Annotated in this window: 16 protein-coding genes; 10 read left to right on the plus strand and 6 right to left on the minus strand. The window is 62.9% G+C overall.

The genetic code is table 11. From position 1 onward, the window contains the following. The first annotated feature begins 35 nt into the window (after positions 1–35). Both ACK4FZ_RS02330 and ccoS read left to right on the plus strand, forming a co-directional pair. On the plus strand, positions 36–2,471 hold the full coding sequence (locus ACK4FZ_RS02330; protein ID WP_409818116.1) for a heavy metal translocating P-type ATPase: 2,436 nt from the start codon (positions 36–38) through the stop codon (positions 2,469–2,471). Next, entirely contained in the window at positions 2,471–2,644 is a 174-nt protein-coding gene (ccoS, locus tag ACK4FZ_RS02335) for a cbb3-type cytochrome oxidase assembly protein CcoS (RefSeq protein WP_409818117.1), read from the plus strand. The genes ACK4FZ_RS02330 and ccoS overlap by 1 nt, the downstream gene beginning before the upstream one ends. Positions 2,645–2,663: 19 nt before the next feature. Here ccoS and ACK4FZ_RS02340 read toward each other — a convergent pair whose 3' ends face one another. After that, entirely contained in the window at positions 2,664–3,899 is a 1,236-nt protein-coding gene (locus tag ACK4FZ_RS02340) for an ATP-binding protein (RefSeq protein WP_409818118.1), read from the minus strand. A gap of 359 nt (positions 3,900–4,258) precedes the next feature. On the opposite strand from ACK4FZ_RS02340, the gene trkA reads away from it, so the two are divergent. The 7 genes from trkA (at position 4,259) to ACK4FZ_RS02375 (ending at position 12,644) form a co-directional block, all read left to right on the plus strand. Then, on the plus strand, positions 4,259–5,629 hold the full coding sequence (gene trkA, locus ACK4FZ_RS02345; RefSeq protein ID WP_409818119.1) for a Trk system potassium transporter TrkA: 1,371 nt from the start codon (positions 4,259–4,261) through the stop codon (positions 5,627–5,629). Between the two features lie 2 nt (positions 5,630–5,631). Beyond that, the gene (locus ACK4FZ_RS02350; RefSeq protein WP_409818120.1) at positions 5,632–6,024 is read left to right on the plus strand and encodes a VOC family protein; all 393 of its coding nucleotides are present in this window, start codon (positions 5,632–5,634) and stop codon (positions 6,022–6,024) included. Next, positions 6,021–7,475 (plus strand): TrkH family potassium uptake protein, encoded by a 1,455-nt coding sequence (locus ACK4FZ_RS02355; RefSeq protein WP_409818121.1) that lies wholly within the window; start codon positions 6,021–6,023, stop codon positions 7,473–7,475. Before ACK4FZ_RS02350 ends, ACK4FZ_RS02355 begins: the two co-directional genes overlap by 4 nt. 2 nt (positions 7,476–7,477) lie before the next feature. Then, entirely contained in the window at positions 7,478–9,307 is a 1,830-nt protein-coding gene (locus ACK4FZ_RS02360; RefSeq protein ID WP_409818122.1) for a transglycosylase SLT domain-containing protein, read from the plus strand. A gap of 63 nt (positions 9,308–9,370) precedes the next feature. After that, on the plus strand, positions 9,371–10,309 hold the full coding sequence (locus ACK4FZ_RS02365; protein WP_409818123.1) for a complex I NDUFA9 subunit family protein: 939 nt from the start codon (positions 9,371–9,373) through the stop codon (positions 10,307–10,309). Further along, positions 10,309–11,535: a multifunctional CCA addition/repair protein gene (locus ACK4FZ_RS02370; protein WP_409818124.1), complete on the plus strand. Its 1,227-nt coding sequence runs from the start codon at positions 10,309–10,311 to the stop codon at positions 11,533–11,535. The genes ACK4FZ_RS02365 and ACK4FZ_RS02370 overlap by 1 nt, the downstream gene beginning before the upstream one ends. Next, positions 11,532–12,644: a PrpF domain-containing protein gene (locus tag ACK4FZ_RS02375; protein WP_409818125.1), complete on the plus strand. Its 1,113-nt coding sequence runs from the start codon at positions 11,532–11,534 to the stop codon at positions 12,642–12,644. Before ACK4FZ_RS02370 ends, ACK4FZ_RS02375 begins: the two co-directional genes overlap by 4 nt. A 69-nt stretch (positions 12,645–12,713) precedes the next feature. On the opposite strand, the gene ACK4FZ_RS02380 is transcribed toward ACK4FZ_RS02375, so the two are convergent. Beyond that, positions 12,714–13,259 carry a hypothetical protein gene (locus ACK4FZ_RS02380; RefSeq protein ID WP_409818126.1) on the minus strand — a complete coding sequence of 182 codons (546 nt, stop codon included), beginning with the start codon at positions 13,257–13,259 and terminating at the stop codon, positions 12,714–12,716. Positions 13,260–13,399: 140 nt separating this feature from the next. On the opposite strand from ACK4FZ_RS02380, the gene ACK4FZ_RS02385 reads away from it, so the two are divergent. Continuing rightward, a complete protein-coding gene (locus ACK4FZ_RS02385; protein WP_409818127.1) occupies positions 13,400–14,587 on the plus strand; it encodes an EAL domain-containing protein in 1,188 nt (395 codons plus the stop codon). Between the two features lie 185 nt (positions 14,588–14,772). Here the strand turns inward: ACK4FZ_RS02385 and ACK4FZ_RS02390 are convergent, their stop codons facing one another. Genes ACK4FZ_RS02390 through ACK4FZ_RS02405 form a run of 4 tightly spaced genes read right to left on the minus strand, consistent with a single transcriptional unit; the run spans position 14,773 to position 19,153 of the window. Next, positions 14,773–15,333 carry a cob(I)yrinic acid a,c-diamide adenosyltransferase gene (locus ACK4FZ_RS02390; RefSeq protein ID WP_409818128.1) on the minus strand — a complete coding sequence of 187 codons (561 nt, stop codon included), beginning with the start codon at positions 15,331–15,333 and terminating at the stop codon, positions 14,773–14,775. After that, positions 15,326–17,182 (minus strand): hypothetical protein, encoded by a 1,857-nt coding sequence (locus ACK4FZ_RS02395; RefSeq protein WP_409818129.1) that lies wholly within the window; start codon positions 17,180–17,182, stop codon positions 15,326–15,328. Before ACK4FZ_RS02395 ends, ACK4FZ_RS02390 begins: the two co-directional genes overlap by 8 nt. Next, positions 17,179–17,604 carry a DNA polymerase III subunit chi gene (locus ACK4FZ_RS02400; RefSeq protein ID WP_409818130.1) on the minus strand — a complete coding sequence of 142 codons (426 nt, stop codon included), beginning with the start codon at positions 17,602–17,604 and terminating at the stop codon, positions 17,179–17,181. Before ACK4FZ_RS02400 ends, ACK4FZ_RS02395 begins: the two co-directional genes overlap by 4 nt. Beyond that, complete coding sequence (locus tag ACK4FZ_RS02405) at positions 17,591–19,153, minus strand: leucyl aminopeptidase (protein WP_409818131.1); 1,563 nt, start codon at positions 19,151–19,153, stop codon at positions 17,591–17,593. Before ACK4FZ_RS02405 ends, ACK4FZ_RS02400 begins: the two co-directional genes overlap by 14 nt. Positions 19,154–19,284 lie beyond the last annotated feature (131 nt).

Here is a 19,284-nt window from a genome sequence, read left to right on the forward strand (position 1 = left end):
AACAAGAAGCATCTCTTGCACTACAATAGCACGCCATGAATCCGACCTGCTTCCACTGCAGCCTGCCCGTACCCGAGGGGCAGGCTTTTCCCATCCGCTACCGCAATCGCACCGAACAGGCCTGCTGCGCCGGCTGCCAGGCCGTGGCGCAGACCATCATCGACAGCGGCCTGTCCGACTACTACGAACACCGCACCGCCGAGCAGCGCCAGGCCGAGCCGTTACCGGCCGAGCTGCTGCAACAGATGCAGCTGTACGACAACGAAGCGCTGCAGCACAGCTTCGTACACGTGGAGGACGAGCACATCCGCGAGGCCTCGTTGATGCTGGAAGGCATTACCTGCGCCGCCTGCGTGTGGCTGAACGAGCAACACGTGCGCAAGCTGGCCGGCGTGCTGTCGGTCGACATCAACTACGCCAACCACCGCGCCCGCGTGCGCTGGGACGTACGCCAGCTGAAGCTCAGCCAGATCCTGGAAGCCATCGCCGCCATCGGCTACCGCGCCCACCCCTACGACGCCTCGCGCCAGGAAGCGCTGCACCAGAAAGAGCGCAAGATGGCGCTGAACCGGCTGTGGGTAGCCGGGCTGTCGATGATGCAGGTAATGATGTACGCCTACCCGGTGTACATGGCGCCGGACGGCGAGATCGAAAGCCAGTGGCTGTGGATGCTGCACTGGTCCAGCTTTGTGCTGACGCTGCCGGTGGTGCTGTTTTCGGCGGTGCCGTTCTACCGCAGCACCTGGCGCGACCTGAAGCGCGGCCGGGTCGGCATGGATACGCCGGTGACCATCGGCATCCTTACCGCCTTCCTGGCCAGCCTGTGGGCGCTGCTGAACAAGGTGGAACACGGCGTGTACTTCGACTCGGTGTCGATGTTCATCTTCCTGCTGCTGGGTGGCCGCTATCTGGAAAGCATGGCACGGCGCAAAACCGGCGAAGCCACCGAAAAGCTGGTGAAGCTGATCCCCGCCTTTGCCCACACAGTGCCGGGTTGGCCGCAAGACCCGGCGCAGCAGGAAGTGGCCGTCAGCCAGCTGGCGGTAGGCGATGTGGTACTGGTGAAACCGGGCGAAACCATTCCCTGCGACGGCGACATTCTGGAAGGCAGCAGCAGCGTGGACGAAGCGCTGCTCACCGGTGAAAGCACTCCCATTGCCAAGCAAAGCGGCGACAGCGTGATCGCCGGCAGTGTCAACCAGGCCAGCCCGCTGCTGCTGCGCCTTACCCGCACCGGCAGCGACACCCGCCTGGCGGGCATTGTGCGACTGATGGACCAGGCGCTGGCGGAAAAACCCCGCCTGGCCGAGCTGGCCGACCGCTACGCGGTGTGGTTCGTCACCGTTTTGCTGTTGGCCGCCGCCGCCACCTATATCGGCTGGAGCCTGGCCGGCAGCCAGGAGCACGCCTTGTGGGTGACCGTGGCCGTGCTGGTGGTGTCCTGCCCGTGCGCGCTGTCGCTGGCCACGCCCGCGGCGCTAACCGCCGCCACCGGCCACATGGCGCAGCTGGGCATCCTCACCACCCGCGGCCATGCGCTGGAAACGCTGGCGCGCATCAGCGACGTGGTATTCGACAAGACCGGCACCCTCACCCACGGCCGCATGCACCTGCTGGCCAGCTACCGCTTCAGCCATCCGGACGCCGAACAGGCGCTGGCCATTGCCGCCGCGCTGGAGCAAGGCTCCGAACACCCGATTGCGCGTGCGCTGCTGCAAGCCGCCGAAGACAGCGCACTACCCGCTTGCGGCCAACGTAGCAACTACCCCGGCCAGGGTGTAGAAGCCGACTTTGCCGGCCAGCGCTGGCGCCTGGGCCGCCCGGCCTTCGTGGCGGAACTGGGCGGCAGCGTGGCCCTGCCGGACGACCTGCCGGCCAGCGCTACCGTCATCGCGCTGGGCGATGCCCGCGGCGTGGCCGCCGTGTTTGCCATTGGTGACCAGGTACGCGACGACAGCGCCGCGCTGGTCCAGGCCTTGCAGGCACGCGGCCTGCGGGTGCATTTGCTGTCCGGCGATGCCGACAAGGCGGTCGCCAGCCTGGCCGCACAACTGCAGATTGCCGACTACCGTGCCGCCGCCACACCGGAAGACAAGCTGGCCTACGTCGGCCAACTACAGCAAGCCGGCGCCCGTGTGCTGATGGTGGGCGACGGCGTCAACGACGCGCCGGTACTGGCCCGTGCTGACGTGTCGCTGGCGATGGGAGGCGGCACCGATGTAGCACGCGCCAGTGGCGACATGGTGCTGATGGGCGACGAGCTGGGCCGCCTGCCACAAGCACTGGGCCTGGCCGCACGCTGCATGCACATCATTCGACAAAACCTGGCCTGGGCCGCGATGTACAATCTGCTTGCCCTGCCGCTGGCGATGGCTGGCTGGGTGACGCCCTGGCTGGCCAGCCTGGGCATGGCGCTCAGTTCGCTGCTGGTTGTCAGCAACGCGCTGCGCCTGATCAAACGGAGCACGTAATGGAAAGCCTGTACTTGTTGATACCGATGAGCATCGTGCTGGTGTTCTTCATCGGCCTACTGTTCTGGTGGTCGACGCGATCCGGCCAGTTTGACGACCTAGAAGGCCCGGCACACCGCATTCTGATGGAAGACGACGACAAGCCGTCCGAACAGCAAGACCGGCGTCAGTAAGCCGCACGCCCGCCACGACTTACCTCGCCAACGGCGCCGGCACCAGCGCCTGCGGGGGTGGCTCCAGCAGCTGGCCTGCCACAAATGGCAGCGTCACTTCGAAGCAGGCACCCTGCGCTGCAGGCAGCAGCGACAAGGTGCCTGCGTGCGCTTCGACAATCCGGCGGCAAATGGCCAGCCCCAGCCCGCTGTGACCATTACTGCTGTCGCCACGCTCAAAAGCCTCGAAAATGCGGTCGGCATCTGCCGCGGCAACGCCTGGGCCCTGATCGCTGATACGTAGCGTGACCCGATCGGCCAGGCGATCGATATCGATGCGTATCAAACCACCCGGCGGCGAAAAGCGCACCGCATTACCCAGCAGGTGGCTCAGCAGCTGGCTGATACTGCCATGATCAGCCACCAGCCTTGGCAGGGGATGGCTGTGCAGCTCAACCAGCAGTCGCTGTTGGGAGATGGCCGGCTCGTATTGTGCCAGGCAGGTTTCGGCCAACAAGCGCAGGTTAAGGCTCTGCCAGTGAAACGGCCGCCGGCCACCACTGAGCGCAGCCAGGTCGATCAAACCGTTCAGCTGGTACTGCAAGCGCTGCCCGTTAGCAGCAATATTGGCCAAGTGCTCGGCCACGCGGCCAACGTCGCCACGCGCCAGTTTCAGGCGAGCCATCTCGGCAAAATTGAGCATGCCATGCAGCGGGGTCAGCAGTTCGTGCGACACATTGGCGAGTAAGCGGTTTTGCGTCTGCCAAGCCTGTTCGGCCGCCAGACGCGCCTCGATCAGGGCAAGTGCCTGTTGCGACAGCGACAAACCCAGGTCTTGCTTGCCTTGTCGCAACGCCGTTTGCAATTGCTGCGCCTCGCTTACGTCACGACCGGCACCACGGTAGCCGGTGAGCCGGCCCTGCGCATCGCGCACCGGCACCGCACTCAGCTCGATGTGCCGCTCTACGCCATCAGGACAATGCAGCAACAGTACCTGCTTGCGAAACGGCTGACCTGCCGCCAGCAATGCGGCCAACTGGGCGCTGGCCTGTGGCGACCCCCGGGTGCCCTGCAACTGCTGCCAGTGCAAACCGTACAAGGACAACGGTGCAAAGCCCAACAGCGGCTGCAGCGCCTCAGTGCAGCGCACGATGCGGCCCTCGGCGTCCAGCTCCCAAAACCAGTCGCCAGCTACCGACAAGAAATCTTGCGTGGCCCGACTTTGCTGCGCTGCCTGTTGCCGCAGAACCTGCAGTTGTCGCTGCAAGTAGCGCATACGCCGCAGCACGATAAGGCAAGCGGCGGCAAGCAAAAGAAAAAACAGTATTGTCATCGGCTGTAAGGGCGCCCCCGACCAGTCAGACTGCATAAAGGCATCAACAGCGCATTATCTGCCCGGCGGTAAGCGCTGGCCATGATTTATTGAAATCATTTCCCCGAATTGGGCAATTTCCAACACCACCCGCTCGCCATGAGAAAATACTCTTTTTTAATCAATGGCCTAAATACAAATACGCACGACAACATGCCATGCAATGCCGGCATGGCGACTGCGTAGCACTCGATATGCAGGCTTGATGCATCGTAAAATGGGCGCAGACACTCATCCGGCGGCACCTTGGCTGCGCAAAGAACATGAAGATACTGATACTAGGCGGTGGCCAGGTTGGCGCCAGCGTCGCCGAAAACCTGGTGGACGAAGGCAACGACATTACCGTAGTCGACCAAGACCCGAACCTGCTGAAAGTGCTGCAAGACCGGCTGGACATCCGCACCGTCGCCGGCAACGCCGCCCTGCCCGGCGTGCTGCGCCACGCCGGTGCCGACGAGGCCGAGATGCTGCTGGCGCTGACCCGCAGCGACGAAACTAACCTACTGGCCTGTGCGCTGGCGCAGCGCCACTTCAACATCCCCACCCGCATTGCCCGCATCCGCGCCACCGACTACGTGGACGGCGATTTGCCGGTACTGGAGCAATTCGGCGTGGAGCACGCCATCTGCCCGGAACAGATCGTGACCCAAAACCTGAAGCGGCTGCTGCAATACCCGCGTGCACTACAGGTAATCGACTTTGCCGATGGCCGTGCCCAGTTGGTAGTGTCGCGCGCGCAGCAAGGCGGCAAGCTGCTGGGCAAACCGCTGCGCCAACTGCGCGAAGACATGCCGGATACCGACTGTCGCATCTGCGCCATCTACCGTGACGACCGCCTGGTACGTCCAGACGGCAGCACGGTCATTCAGGAAGGCGACGAGGTGTTTTTTGTGGCAGCGCGGGCCGACATCCCCACCATGCTGGCCGAGCTGCGCCCCAGCGAAAAGGCAGTAAAACGCGTGATGATTGCCGGTGGCGGCAATATCGGCTACCGCTTGGCGCGGCAACTGGCCGATGACTACGAGGTAAAAATCATCGAATACCGTGCTGAACGCGCGCGCTGGTTGGCGGAAAACCTGCCCGGCGTGCTGGTATTGCACGGTGGCGCCACTGACGAAGAGCTGCTGGATGAAGAAAACGTCGACGAAATGGACGCTTTCTGCGCGCTGACCAACGACGACGAAGACAACCTGATGTCCACGCTGCTGGCCAAGCGCATGGGCGCCCGCCGCGTCATCGCACTGGTCAACCGCGCCAGCTACGTGGACCTGCTGGAAGGCAACCGCATCGATATCGTCATCTCCCCCTACCTGTCCACTATCGGCTCCATCCTGGCCCACCTGCGCCGTGGCGACGTGGTGGCAGCGCACCCGGTACGCCGCGGCCGCGCCGAGGTACTGGAGGTGATCATCCACGGTGACGAGCACAACTCGCGCATGGTTGGCCGCCGTATCGATGCGTTGGACATGCCGCGCGGCTGCAGTATCAGCGCCATCATCCGCGACGGTCAGGTGCTGATGGCACACCACGATACCGTGCTGCAGGCCGAAGACCATCTGATCATCTTTGTGCACGGCCGTCACCGCGTACGGCAGATCGAAAAACTCACGCAAGTCAAACTGGGATTCTTCTGAGCATGAGCATTCGCGGCATTCACCACGTGGCCATCATTGCGGCCAACTACACGCGCTCGCGCGATTTCTACCTGCACACCCTGGGCCTCGCGCTGGTGTCGGAGCACTACCGCACCGAGCGTGACTCGTGGAAGCTGAACCTGGCACTGCCGGACGGCTGCCAGATCGAACTGTTCAGCTTCCCCAACCCGCCAGCGCGACCCAGCCGGCCAGAGGCCTGCGGCCTACGCCACCTGGCATTGGCCACCACTGACCTGGACGCCGACATCAGCCGCCTGGCAAGCCTGGGGGTGGTCTGCGAGCCAGTACGCGTGGACGAATACACGGACCGCCGTTTCACTTTTCTGGCCGACCCGGACGGGCTGCCGATCGAACTGTACGAAGTGCCAGCATGAGCAAGCTGCTGCCCATCATTCATGTGCTATCCAAGCTGATCCTGCTGTCGGCGCTGATGTTTCTGGTGCCCTGCCTGGTGTCGTGGTACTACCAGGACGGCAGCTGGCGGCATTTCGTGCACTCGGCGGGTAGCGGTCTGGCCATCGGAAGCGTCAGCTGGCTGGCCACACGCCGCTTCGAGCGCGAACTCAAACCACGCGACGGTTTTATTCTGGTCACCCTGTTATGGGTGAGTTTTGCTGCCATGTCAGCCGTGCCGCTGTGGTTGTACCTACCCAATCTCAGCGTCACCGATGCCTTCTTCGAGGCGATGTCGGCGCTCACCACCACCGGCGCCACCACCTTGCAAGGGCTAGAAAACTTGGCGCCTGCAATGAATTTCTGGCGCCATTTCCTGAGCTGGCTGGGCGGCATGGGCATCATTGTGCTGGCAGTGGCCATCCTGCCTATGCTGGGTATCGGTGGCATGCAGCTGTACAAGGCCGAAATGGCGGGGCCGATGAAAGAAAACAAGCTGGCACCGCGTATCGGCCAAACGGCCAAGAACTTGTGGTACGTGTACAGCACGCTGACTCTGATCTGCTTTGCCTGCCTGTACCTGGCCGGCATGACGCCGCTGGATGCCATTTGTCACGCATTTACCGCCGTAGCGCTAGGCGGGTTCTCCACCTACGACCAGAGCGTCGGCTACTTCAACTCGCCACTAATCGAAGCCATTCTCATTTTGTTCATGCTGTTGGGGGCGCTTAACTTCGCCACCCACTTTACCGCCTGGCAAGGCCGAACACTACGCAGCTACTGGCAGGATATTGAGGCACGTTACGTGCTGGGCCTGCTAGCGGCAAGCGTACTGCTCTGCAGTGTGTACTTGTGGTGGCAAGGGGTGTACGACTTTGCCACCTCACTACGCCATGTGGCATTCAACCTTGTATCGATTGCCACCGATACCGGCTACGCCAGCGTGGATTATGCGCAGTGGCCCATCTTGGTACCGCTGTGGATGCTGTTCCTGTCGTGCATTACCGTCAGCTCCGGCTCCTGTGGCGGCGGCATCAAGATGATCCGCACCTTGGTACTCACGCGGCAAAGCCTGCGCGAAATGGGGAACCTGCTGCACCCGCGTGCGGTCCTGCCGCTGGTAATCGGTGGCCGCACCATCCCCGAGCGCATCGCGTTTTCGGTGCTGGGTTTTATCTTTGTGTATTTCATGAGCGTGGTACTGCTGTCTTTCGTGCTGATCGGCAGCGGGCTGGACTTCATCACCGCCTTCAGTGCCGTACTGGCCTGCATCAACAATGTGGGCCCGGGGCTGGGCCAGGTGGGGCCGGCCGGTAACTACGCTGCGCTCAACGACTTCCAGACCTGGGTCTGCAGCTTTGCCATGCTGCTGGGCCGGCTGGAAATTTTTTCCATCCTGATTCTGTTTACCCCTGCTTTCTGGCGAAAATGACCATGCAAAAACGCTACTCCCTGCTGGGTTTCGCCCTGCTGCCGCTACTAAGCCACGCGCTAAGCGACAGCCAGCTATTCGAGGCCCGCGACGCCTTCCGCAACGGCGACACCGCAACCCTCAGCACCCTGGCCAGCCAGGCGGGCAAAGACCCGCTGGACGCCTACCCCGGCTACTGGCTGGGGCTGAAAGCGCTGGAAAACGGCGATAGCAACCCGGCGCGCCAGTTCGTCAATCGCTACCGTAGCGGCTATCTGGTCGAGCGCACCCTCAACGAACTGCTGGAAGACATGGGCCGCCGCAGCCAGTGGGAAGAGCTGCTGAAAACTGCACCAGTCCTGGCTGATAATGCCCGCGACGCCGAAACCGTGTGCTTTATCAATCTGGCCACCCTGCAGAACCAGCAAAGCATCAAGCCCGACCGCAGCTACCTGGCCGGCAACCTGGCCGACGGTTGCAACCGCCTGATCGACGCCCAAGCCGCACGCGGCTTGCTGGATAATGCCCAGACGCAAGCCCGGCTGCGTTTGCTCATCGCCGGCAACTTCACTACCACTGCGCGCCGACTGGCCGCCGCCGCCAAGCTGGAAGACAGCTTTTTCCGACCCGGCAGCCCGGAACAGCAAGCACAGGCACTGGTGAATCGTGGCAAGAGCGACCTCAGCGGCGCACTGGCACAACTGGCCGACAGTAAGCAGCTAAGCACCGCACAGCGCGGCTTCGTTTATGGCCAACTGGGGCTGTTGGCCGCGCGGCGCTTGGACATGCCTACGGCACTGGGTGCCTTTGCCCAGGCAGACAGCGCGCAATTCAATAACGACCAGTGGGAATGGTGGCTACGGGCCGCCCTGCGCCAAGAAGACTGGGCGCGGGTAGAGCAGATTGCCCGCGCCATGCCGGACGAGCTGGCCAACAAGCCTGCCTGGCAGTACTGGCGTGCCCGTGCCATGAGAGCGCAAGGCCGTAATCACGAAGCCACGCCGCTACTGGTCAGAACCAGCTTCGAACATAGCTACTACGGTCTGCTGGCCAAAGAAGCGCTGGGGGCAACACTGGAGGCGCCACCAACACGCGTACAGGTAGACGACGCCACCAGCCGCAGCGTGGCCAGCGACCCTGGCGTTGTGCAAGCACTGGCATTGTTCGAGCTGGCAGAACGCAGCAACCGTATCGAATGGCGCGAAGAAGGCCGCCGCGTATGGCGCTGGGCCCTGCGCGAGCGCAGCGACCTGCAACTGTTGGCCGCCGCCGACCTCGCCCGCCAGCGCGGTCTGTACGACATGGCCATCCACGCTGCCGAACGCACCCGCGACAGCCACGATTTCAGCCTGCGCTATCTGACACCATACCGTGACATTACCCGCACTTACGCCCAGCAGCTGGACATCGACGAGGCCTGGGTTTACGGCCTGATTCGCCAGGAAAGCCGCTTTCTCAACGTGGCGCGTTCCAGCGTGGGTGCCAGCGGCCTGATGCAGCTGATGCCGGCCACTGCCAAATGGGTAGCCGGCAAAATCGGCATGCCGAGCTACCAAGTCAACGATATCAACGACAATATCCGGCTGGGTACCTGGTATCTGCGTCACGTACTGGACACCCTGCACAGCCAGCCGGTACTGGCTACCGCGGCCTATAATGCGGGGCCAGGCCGCGCACGCGGCTGGCAAGCCAATCGCCCGCTGGAGGGCGCCATCTATACCGAAACCATCCCCTTCAATGAAACGCGAGACTACGTACAGAAGGTGTTGGCCAATGCGGTGTACTACGCCGGCGCCTTCCGCCAGGGTAATACCACGCTCACGGCAAGGCTGGGCACCATCCCGCCACGCTAGACAACATTTGACGACAGGCCTGCAACGACAGGTGCAGGCCGCTGAACATACTGGGAGTGGATAATGAGAATAGCCATCATCGGCGGCGCCGGTTTCGTCGGCAGCCACATTGCAGAACACCTCACCCGTGACGGTCACGCGCTGACGCTGGCCACCCGCAACCGCGAGCGCCACAAGGCCACGCTGATCCCGCTGCCACACGCCGAGCTGCGCGAGTGCAACGTACACGACCCGGCGCAGCTGGCCGCGCTACTGGCCGGCCACGACGCCGTGATCAGCATGGTCGGCATCCTGCATGGCAGCCGCGCTGCCTTCGAACACGCCCACGTGCAGCTGGTGGAGAAAATCGTGGCCGCGTGCCACGCCAACGGCATCCGCCGCCTGGTGCACATCAGCGCGCTGGGCGCCAGCGAGCAGGCCCCCAGCGACTACCAGCAAACCAAGGGCAAGGCCGAACGGCTGATCGAAGCCAGCGGCCTGGATTACACCATCCTGCGCCCGTCGGTGATCTTTGGCGCCGGCGACAACTTCCTCAACATGTTTGCCAAGCTGGCCGCCACAGCGCCTTTTCTGCCGATTGGCGGCGCCGGTACCCGCTTTGCCCCGGTATGGGTAGACGACGTGGCCCGCGCCGTCGCCGCCAGCTTGGCGCGCCCGGCCACCGTTGGCCGCAAGCTGGACCTGGCCGGCCCCGGCGTCTACACGCTGCGCCAGCTGGTGGCCTACGCGGCCAACCTGTCCGGCCACCCGCGTACCATCGTCGGCCTGCCGGAATGGGCCGCCATGCTGCAAGCCACGCTGCTGGGCCTGCTGCCCGGCCCCGCCTTGCTGAGCGCCGATAACGTGCGCTCGCTGCGGGTGGACAACGTCAGCGACCAGCCCTTCCCCGCCGCGCTGCTAGGCTTTGCCCCCACCGCGCTGGAAGCCGTGGCGCCGCTCTACCTCGGCCAGCAGGAAAGCAACCTGACACTGGACCGCTACCGCGCCAGGGCCGCCCGCTGATGAAGTGCTATATCGTTGGCGGCGCCGTGCGCGACCGCCTGCTGGGCCTGCCGGTGAAAGACCGTGACTGGGTGGTAGTAGGCGCCACGCCGGACGCCATGCTGGCCCGCGGCTTCAAGCCGGTAGGCAAGGACTTCCCGGTGTTCCTGCACCCGCACACGCACGAGGAGTACGCGCTGGCGCGCACCGAGCGCAAGGTGGGCCGCGGCTACCACGGCTTTACCTTCCACGCCGCGCCCGACGTCACGCTGGAAGAAGACCTGATCCGCCGCGACCTCACCATCAATGCCATCGCCCAGGACGACGACGGCACGCTGATCGACCCCTACGGCGGGGTGGCCGACGTACAGGCCGGCGTGCTGCGCCACGTCAGCCCGGCTTTTGCCGAAGACCCGGTGCGCATCCTGCGCCTGGCGCGCTTTGCCGCCCGTTTCGGCTTTGTCGTGGCGCCGGAAACGCAAGCGCTGATGCAGCAGATGGTGGCCAACGGCGAGGTGGACGCACTGGTGGCCGAGCGTGTGTGGCAGGAGCTGGCCAAAGGCCTGATGACCGACACCCCGTCGCGCATGCTGCTGGTGTTGCGTGACTGTGGCGCCCTGGCGCGGCTGCTGCCCGAAGTGGACGCGCTGTTCGGCGTGCCGCAACGCGCCGACTACCACCCGGAAATCGACACCGGCGACCACGTGATGCGCGTACTGGACTACAGCGCCAGCCAAAGCCAGCCGCTGCCGGTGCGTTTTGCCGCGCTGATGCACGACCTGGGCAAGGCGCGCACCCCGGCCGACATCCTGCCGCGCCACATCGGCCACGAATCGCGTGGCGAAGCACCGCTGCTGGCACTGTGCGAACGGCTGCGCGTCCCCGCCGAGTGCCGCGACCTGGCACGCATCACCGCGCTATACCACACCAAGGTGCACACGGCCTTCCAGCTACGCCCGGACACCGTCCTTGGCCTGCTGCGCGACTGCGACGCGCTGCGGCGGCCGGAACGCTTTGCCCAGCTGTTGGCCGCCTGCGTGGCCGACGCCCGTGGCCGCCTGCACTTCGAGCAGTGCGATTACCCGCAGGCCGACTACCTGGCCACCATGTTGGCCGCTGCCCAGGCGGTGGACGCCGGCGCGGTAGCCAAAGCCTGCCCCGACAAGAAGAACATCGCCCAGGCCGTGGACGCCGCCCGCGTGGCCGCCATCGCCCAGGCCAAGAAAACCTACCCGCACCCGGCATGACCTTTACCACACTCCCCGCCACGCTGATGCGTGGCGGCACCAGCAAGGGCCTGTTCTTCCGTGCCGACCAGCTACCCGACGACCCGGCCCGCGTACAGGCGCTGATGATTCGTGCGCTGGGCAGCCCCGACCCATACGGCGGCCAGCTGGACGGCCTGGGCACCGGCATCTCCAGCACCAGCAAGATCGTCATCATCGGCCCGTCGCAACAGCCCGGCTGCCACGTGGACTACCTGTTCGGCCACGTCGCCATCGCCGACGCGCTGGTGGATTGGTCCGGCAACTGCGGTAACCTCAGCGCCGCCGTACCGGTGTTTGCGCTGATGCAGCAGCTGGTCGCCGGTGCACCGGCCAACGGCCCGGTAGCCGTGCACATCTGGCAGGCCAATATCGGCAAGAAAATCATTGCCGAGCTAACGATGCAGGACGGCGCACCGGTTTGGTGGGGCGACTACCAGCTGGACGGCATCGCCTTCCCGGCTGCACCGATACGGCTGCGTTTTCTGGACCCGGCCGGCGGCGCCAGCGGCAAGCTGTTTCCCACCGGCCGACCGCGCGACACGCTTACCCTGCCCGACGGCAGCAGGCTGGACGCCACGCTGATCGACGCCGGCAACCCCACCGTGTTCGTGCGCGCGGCCGACCTGGGCCTGCGCGGTGACGAAACCGGCCACGCCCTCAGCGCCGAACAGCAACAAAAACTGGAATGGGCGCGCTGCGCCGGCGCGGTGATGATGAAGCTGGGGCCGGACATCGACACCATCCAGCGCGAACGCCCGGCCACACCCAAAATCAGCTTCCTGTCCCCCGCCAGCCAAGCCGGCTGTGCGCTAACCGCCCGCATCGTATCGATGGGCCGCCTGCACCACGCCTACACCGGCACCGGCGCCATCGCGCTGGCCGCGGCCGCCGCCATCAACAACACGCTGGTGGCCGAACTGTGCGGCGCCCCGGTACGCGGCCAAGCCCTCACCTTTGCCCACGCTGGCGGCAGCCAGACGCTGGAAGCCATCGTGCAACGCCAAGGCCGCAGCTGGCAGATTGCCGAAGTGGTCATGACCCGCCACGCCCGCCCGCTGATGCAAGGCACGCTGTACATTCCACAGTAGCCAGCCACGCAAAACGGCGGCCAACCCGGCTAAGGTTGGCCGCCGTTTGACGGATACAGCCCGCAGCGCTCAGTCGCGGAACACAAACTGCCCGTCGGCATTGCGACGTGGCACACACAGCGGCGTAAAGTCGGGGAACGCCTGGCCACGCAGATGCCAGGTCAGCACCAGAGTAAGCACCGTCATCAACAGTGGCAGCATCGACCACCAGCCCCCTTGCGACAGCTGCGATAGCAACTGCGGCAGCTGGATCAGCGAATACAGGATATAGACGTTAAACGCGGCAGCTAGCCATCGGGCAAAGCCGATGGCAAACGCGGCAGGCACCAACGCACTAAACAAGGCCATCCACACCCCACCCTGGCCGCTGGCCAGTACGCCGCCGTGGTACCCCATACCGAGCGATAACAGGGTATAGCCCATCATCACCGCAACCAAGGTGTGGTTTTTGACCTGCAACTGCTGGCGCCGTGCGGGGCCGATACTGGCTGCCAGCAGATAGGCCAGCTGGCCGGGGTTGGCCGCCTGTGGCTGCAGTTCATCATAAATAGCCTGTTTGCTGCGACCTGCAGCCATTGCCTGCTGGATGGCTTGTTGTAAGGCGTGTTTGTTCATGTCCGTAATCTGCGGGTAAAAACAGCGCTGCATTGTGCCACAGTCGTATGCTCGGGGGCCCATAAGCATTGATTAATATAGAATTCTAGAAAGATTTTATTGAAGGTGCTTATACTTAATGAACGCTGGAGGAAGCACCGATGGCTTGCCATATCCTTATCGCAGAAGACAGCACCAGTCAGCGCGAAGCGCTGGCAGCACTGTGCCGAACTTTACCGGATGTTGAGGTACATGAAGCATCAGACGGGCGCTGGGCGGAACAGTTGGCGCGCAAGCTGGGCCAGCTGGATTTGGTTATTACCGATATCAATATGCCAGGCATGGATGGCATAGAACTGATACAAGCCCTCTCGCGCCATGTACAGCTGCCCTCTCTATTGCTGCTGAGCGGCCACGTACCAGAGCTGCTCGCGAACTGCATGCGTGCTGCCGAAGAGCTGGGTTTTGCCAATATTGCCTACTTGGCCAAGCCTGTTGGGGTGGAAGACTTTCTGCAGCAAGTACAGCAATTACTCCACAACCGGCAAAGCAATCTTGCTGCCGAGCAGGCCATCCCGCTAACGGAAATTTTCTCGGGCCTGGCACAAAACCAGTTCTGCGCCTACTTTCAGCCAATCTATAACCAGCGCGATCGACGCGCACTGCAAGTGGAGGCACTGGCACGCTGGCAACACCCTGCTTATGGCCTGCTAGGCCCGTCCAGCTTCATCAATCGCCTGGAGCATGAAGGTTTCATTGTCTTGCTGACACGGCGCATTGTGCAGACCAGTCTTGATCTGCTCAGTCGCAATGCCTGGGCGCACGACCTGCGTCTATCCATCAACCTGTCTCGCGGCTTACTGGACGATAGCGAATTTTTTGAGTGGTTGATCAAAGAGGTGGAAGAACGGCAGATTGCGGCAAACCAGATTGTGCTGGAAATCACTGAAACCATGGCCTTCCAGAATTTGGGTAACACGCTGGCGGCTTTGCTGCGCCTGCGGATGCGTGGTTTCGAGCTATCGCTGGACGACTTCGGCGCCGGCCACACCAACCTGGAACAGCTGAAAGACTTGCCGATTACCGAGCTGAAACTGGACCGTACGCTGATCAAGAGCATCCATCAGGCGCACCGCACGCAGAGCATCCTGGACGGCATTATCCAGATCGGTCGCCAGTTGAAGCTGCGCATGGTGGCAGAAGGTATTGATAACCCGCACGACCTGGCCTACCTGCAAGGCCGCTACCCCGATCTGGAGCTGCAAGGCTTTTACCTGGCACGGCCGGTAACCTCCGCCGACCTGGCCACACACCTCGACTATGAACGGCACGGACGTGCCCGCGCCTGACCTTGTGACCGCCAGCAACACAGGCAACCGACCCGCGCCCGGAGGCGGACGACAGACCGGGTGGCATCACCTGTACCGTTGAAAATTTTCCGTTGCTATTGATAAAAGAGCCTGCTTGCGAGGCAAACAGGCTCTGTATTGGGTTCGACTGTTATCGGCGTAAGGTGCCGTTTAGCAAGGCCGCCTTAAGCGTTTGCGGCCAACCTGCGGGGCTGCCACAGCACATCTTGCACACCGGCAGCGGCGTTGAGGTGCCGGCTAAGGATAAATAATACGTCAGACAAGCGGTTGAGGTACTGCCGGGGCAATGGCGGCATGGCGTCAAACTCGCCCAGCGCAACAACGCTGCGCTCGGCGCGGCGACAAACCGCCCGCCCCTGATGAGCAATAGCAGCAGCGCGGCAGCCACCTGGCAGAATGAACTCTTTCAACGGCGACAAGCTGTCGTTCCAGGCTGCGGCTTGCTGTTCCAGCATCTGCAACTGAGCTGGCAGCAATGCCTGATAGCCAGGCACGGCCAATTCGGACCCCAGATCAAACAAATCATGCTGTACTTCTGCGAGGAAAGCATCTACCCCTTCAGGCAGGCTTTCGCAGCGCAACAAGCCCAGTACCGTATTCAGTTCGTCCACATCACCCAGCGCATGGATGCGCTCGGCATTCTTGGACACACGGCTACCGTCACCCAGACCGGTACTGCCTTCATCCCCGCTACGGGTAATAATGCTGGATAAACGATCAGTCATGCTGCTCCCCGTGTTTGCCAGCTGCTTCGTCCAGCGCCTCACGCAGTGCGCTGCGCAGCGATTCAGCCAGCATCATATCAAAATCTTCTTTCAATTGTTTCATCACACCAGCCATGAGCTGCTTGGCCTGCTGCTCCAGCGCATCCTGCATCCATAGCGTCAGTTCCACTTTCATGCGCGGTAACACGCGGGCATACAACGCCTCGATCAGCGCGTCTTCGTCCAATGCCTGGGCAGCCGGCGGCGTGGCGGCCAGCAACGGTAACGCTTCGCTGACTGCTTCGATACGGATGGTGTCGTCAGCCAGCCCGGATGCCGGTTCGGCAGCGGCGGTCGCTGCCGTCACCACGTCGGCCGGCGCTGGCATGGGCGGCTGCAGTGGCGTTACTGGCGTGGTCTCCTGTACCACCGCCTGGCCTCGGCGCAGACGAATCACTTCGGCAATCACCGGCACCACTGCGGCCTCAGGCGGCGGCAACTGATCCAGATCCAACGGAGGCTCGGCGCCCAGATCCCGCGCCCATGCCAGTTCTACTTCTTTATCACTCGCATCAAAACCGGAGCGGCTGGCAAGCCAGTCGCCGCCACCAGGCAAGGCAGCGGCCGGCTGACCCAGGCTGGCAGCTGCCAAGGCATTGCTATCGGCAGCAAGACCCAGGCCGCCACCAAGAACACCGGTTGGCAAGCTATCCAGAGAGATGGCAGCCGGCGCAGCAAGGGGCTGCTCGATAAACGGCTGCGTGGCAGACAGTGCCGCATCTGTTACCTGCGCGGAGCCGTCTTGCGCTGGCAGCCAGGCGGCAGCCGGCGGCAGATCGAGACTGGCCGCCAGTGCCGCGTCCGCAGACAGGTCGTTCGCAGCCGCCTCAGGGCTGGTTGGCTCCGGCGCCGCTTGCAGGCTGGCCAGAATGTCGTCTACCGACACGGCAAGGTTGGGCGCCACCGGCGCGGGCTGCTCAGGTACATCCCATGGCAGGGCCTCGAAGCCGGTGACAATTGCAGCCGATGCTGGCGGGGTATCCGCATTGGCGCTAGCGGGCAGTGCGTTATCGGCTACTGGCGACAACAGCGATGTTGCGTCAGCCAGTGCTACCGCCTCGTCAGCAGCATATGACGCTTCGTGCCCTGGCGCTTGCTCCAGATCTTCGGCACGCAATAAAGGGGGTTCCACCGTCTGCGGTGGCTCCCAGGTGCCGGCCCATTCGTCGTCAACCGAATCGGCAGAAAAAACCTCCACCTGTACATCCGCATCGCCGGCCTTGCTGAGGAAGGCGTCTCCCGGCAACTCCGGCATATCAAGCGGCGCATCAAAATCATCCAGTTGCGCCGACAGCCGGTCCACAGAAGCGCGCTCTGCCAGCGGAACGGGGTCTGCCGCTGGTGCCAATGGCTCGAAACTGGCGCGGGCAAACAGCGCACCTAGACCGTTGCTATCGTTGGTAGACGCGGCCGGCTCTTCTTGCAGCGTGAAGTCGAAATCCTCCGCGGCCGCCTCTGCGATCTCGGCTTGGGGTGCACGCTCCAGCCCCGGCAGTACGTCATCCAGTGCTAGCTCGGCAGGCAGGTCGATTTCCAGATCCAGTGACGGCAGGCGTTCGATCAGCTGGCTGGTGCTCAGGCTGGCGTCCTCGGCAGGCAGGTCATCGCCTAGTACATCGTCCAGCGAAAGCTCTGGCGGCAGTACCAGCTCAGGCGTGGCATCGGCGGGAACCGCTTGGGCCAGGGCATCCAGCTCAGCGGTAAAATCGTACACAGGCACATCAATCGTTGGCGGATCAACGTCGACCACATCAGTCAGCACCGGCAGGTCCAGTGCGTTCCAGTCATTATCGGGAGAGGGATTTGTCATGCTGCATCACTCATGTCGTGATGTTGAATTTCGAAGCCCAGGTCGAGATAGCGGCGATAACGCTGCCGCGCCACAGCCTTGGCGGCTTCGTCCTGACTGACGACTTCCAATATGCGGGCAAAGCGCGAGGGGTCTTCTGCCTGCGCCTCACCCAGGTTCAACATTACAGTCGGGGCTGCCGGCACGTCAAAGTGCGTTGCCAACCAGATGCGCGAGGCGCTGGCTTCTTTGGCATCCCAGCGACTATGGGCAATGAAGCTGCCCTCACCAAAAGACCAAAGCGCCCGGCTGAAAGCTTCGAGCGCCTGGTCGTCAGCAAGCACGACGAGCAGCCGTTCTTGCTTGCGGTATACCGTCTGGGCGGCACGACAGGCAAATGCCTGCACGTTGCCAACCCCGGTGTAAAAATCAATCCGCGTCATCGTCTGCCACTTCAACCACTTCACGACGCGGGCGGCCACGACGCACCACATTGCCCAGTGCGATATCGGCACGGTCCTGCAGGAACTGCACCAGCATCGGCACCGGACGACCGGTGGCCCCTTTGTCTTTGCCACTGCGCCATGCTGTGCCGGCAATATCCAGGTGCGCCCAGTCGTAAGCCTTGGCAAAGCGCGACAGGAAGCAGGCAGCGCTAATACTGCCACCGGCACGACCACCGATGTTGGCCATGTCGGCAAACGGGCTCTTCAGCAGCTCTTGGTATTCGTCCCACAGCGGCATATGCCACGCGCGGTCACCGACTTCCTCCCCGGCCGCCCACAACTCCTTGGCCAAGCTGTCCTGGTTACTGTAAAGACCGGTAGCAACATGCCCCAGTGCAATAACGCAGGCACCGGTGAGGGTGGCTACGTCTACCACGGTGGCCGGGTTGAAACGCTCGACATAAGTAAGTGCATCGCACAGCACCAGGCGGCCTTCAGCATCGGTATTCAGCACTTCGATGGTCTGGCCAGACATCGAGGTAAGGATATCGCCAGGCTTTACGGCACGACCGGACGGCATGTTTTCGCAGCTGGCGACAACACAAATCAGGTTCAGCGGCAGCTTCATTTCTACCGCAGCACGGAAGGCGCCAAGTACAGCGGCAGCACCGCCCATGTCGTATTTCATCTCGTCCATGCCTTCGCCGGGCTTCAGCGAGATACCACCCGAGTCAAAGGTTAGCCCTTTGCCCACCAGGACAATCGGGCGGTCATTCTTGTCCTTCGCACCAAAGTGCTTCAGCACCACGAAACGCGGCTCTTCATCACTACCCTTGGCCACGGCAAGGAAGGAGTGCATTTTCAGCTCGTCCAGCTGCTGCGGCCCCATCACTTCGGCATCGGCACCAAACGCTTGCGCCATGTCTCGGGCGGCGTCAGCAAGATAGCTGGGAGTGCAGACATTACCGGGAGCGTTGGCCAGGTCTTTGGCCATCTTCATGCCGGCAGCAATAGCCTGGCCACGCGACAAGCCGCGCTCACCATCGGTCAGGTCGCTGCGGCGGGGTACGGCCAAAGTCATCTTGCGGGGCTCGCGCACATCGTCCTGGCGCGACTTGAATTTGTCGAAACGGTACAGGGCGTCCAGCGTCACCACCGTAGCTTGCTCTACCATCCACTCTACATCGTGCTTCTTGACGTGCAGTTCGGACAAATAGCTGACCACTTCGTTAGACTGGGTTGCTGCCAGCGCCTTCACCGATGCGCGAATGGCTTCACGGTATTCTTTGGCGCGGAAATCGCGCTCTTTGCCCAGGCCAACCAACATCACGCGATCACACAGGGTGTGCGGCACAGAGTGCAACACCAGGGTGGTGCCGAGCTTGCCGTCCATGTCGCCGCGCTTGAGCACGTCGCTAATGAAACCGTTGGAAATGCGGTCGAGCAGGTCGGCAGCAAAGGATAGTTTGCGGGTTTCGTACACTCCGACCACAACGCAGGCGACGCGCTGTTTTTCCGGGCTTCCGCTTTTAATGTTAAACTCCATGAAACGCTCCACCATGTGTGTTTGCTACATCAAGACAGACTATCCGGCGGGCTTTTGGCCCTCCGGCACGCGGCCGGCAAGCCTTGATTTTCTGGCCGACAACCATTCAGGTTAACCTTTCCAATTATCAC

Source organism: Vogesella sp. (assembly GCF_046297735.1).
GTDB lineage: Bacteria > Pseudomonadota > Gammaproteobacteria > Burkholderiales > Chromobacteriaceae > Vogesella > Vogesella urethralis.

What these genes read in the sequence shown, in the direction of transcription:
- ACK4FZ_RS02355 (WP_409818121.1), top strand. Translation starts at nt 6,021, where the DNA reads ATGAGCAAGCTGCTGCCCATCATTCATGTGCTATCCAAGCTGATCCTG.
- ACK4FZ_RS02405 (WP_409818131.1), bottom strand. Translation starts at nt 19,153, where the DNA reads ATGGAGTTTAACATTAAAAGCGGAAGCCCGGAAAAACAGCGCGTCGCC.
- ACK4FZ_RS02375 (WP_409818125.1), top strand. Translation starts at nt 11,532, where the DNA reads ATGACCTTTACCACACTCCCCGCCACGCTGATGCGTGGCGGCACCAGC.
- ACK4FZ_RS02400 (WP_409818130.1), bottom strand. Translation starts at nt 17,604, where the DNA reads ATGACGCGGATTGATTTTTACACCGGGGTTGGCAACGTGCAGGCATTT.
- ACK4FZ_RS02350 (WP_409818120.1), top strand. Translation starts at nt 5,632, where the DNA reads ATGAGCATTCGCGGCATTCACCACGTGGCCATCATTGCGGCCAACTAC.
- ACK4FZ_RS02390 (WP_409818128.1), bottom strand. Translation starts at nt 15,333, where the DNA reads ATGACTGATCGTTTATCCAGCATTATTACCCGTAGCGGGGATGAAGGC.
- ACK4FZ_RS02385 (WP_409818127.1), top strand. Translation starts at nt 13,400, where the DNA reads ATGGCTTGCCATATCCTTATCGCAGAAGACAGCACCAGTCAGCGCGAA.
- ccoS (WP_409818117.1), top strand. Translation starts at nt 2,471, where the DNA reads ATGGAAAGCCTGTACTTGTTGATACCGATGAGCATCGTGCTGGTGTTC.
- ACK4FZ_RS02360 (WP_409818122.1), top strand. Translation starts at nt 7,478, where the DNA reads ATGCAAAAACGCTACTCCCTGCTGGGTTTCGCCCTGCTGCCGCTACTA.
- trkA (WP_409818119.1), top strand. Translation starts at nt 4,259, where the DNA reads ATGAAGATACTGATACTAGGCGGTGGCCAGGTTGGCGCCAGCGTCGCC.
- ACK4FZ_RS02340 (WP_409818118.1), bottom strand. Translation starts at nt 3,899, where the DNA reads ATGCGCTACTTGCAGCGACAACTGCAGGTTCTGCGGCAACAGGCAGCG.
- ACK4FZ_RS02380 (WP_409818126.1), bottom strand. Translation starts at nt 13,259, where the DNA reads ATGAACAAACACGCCTTACAACAAGCCATCCAGCAGGCAATGGCTGCA.
- ACK4FZ_RS02365 (WP_409818123.1), top strand. Translation starts at nt 9,371, where the DNA reads ATGAGAATAGCCATCATCGGCGGCGCCGGTTTCGTCGGCAGCCACATT.
- ACK4FZ_RS02395 (WP_409818129.1), bottom strand. Translation starts at nt 17,182, where the DNA reads ATGACAAATCCCTCTCCCGATAATGACTGGAACGCACTGGACCTGCCG.
- ACK4FZ_RS02330 (WP_409818116.1), top strand. Translation starts at nt 36, where the DNA reads ATGAATCCGACCTGCTTCCACTGCAGCCTGCCCGTACCCGAGGGGCAG.
- ACK4FZ_RS02370 (WP_409818124.1), top strand. Translation starts at nt 10,309, where the DNA reads ATGAAGTGCTATATCGTTGGCGGCGCCGTGCGCGACCGCCTGCTGGGC.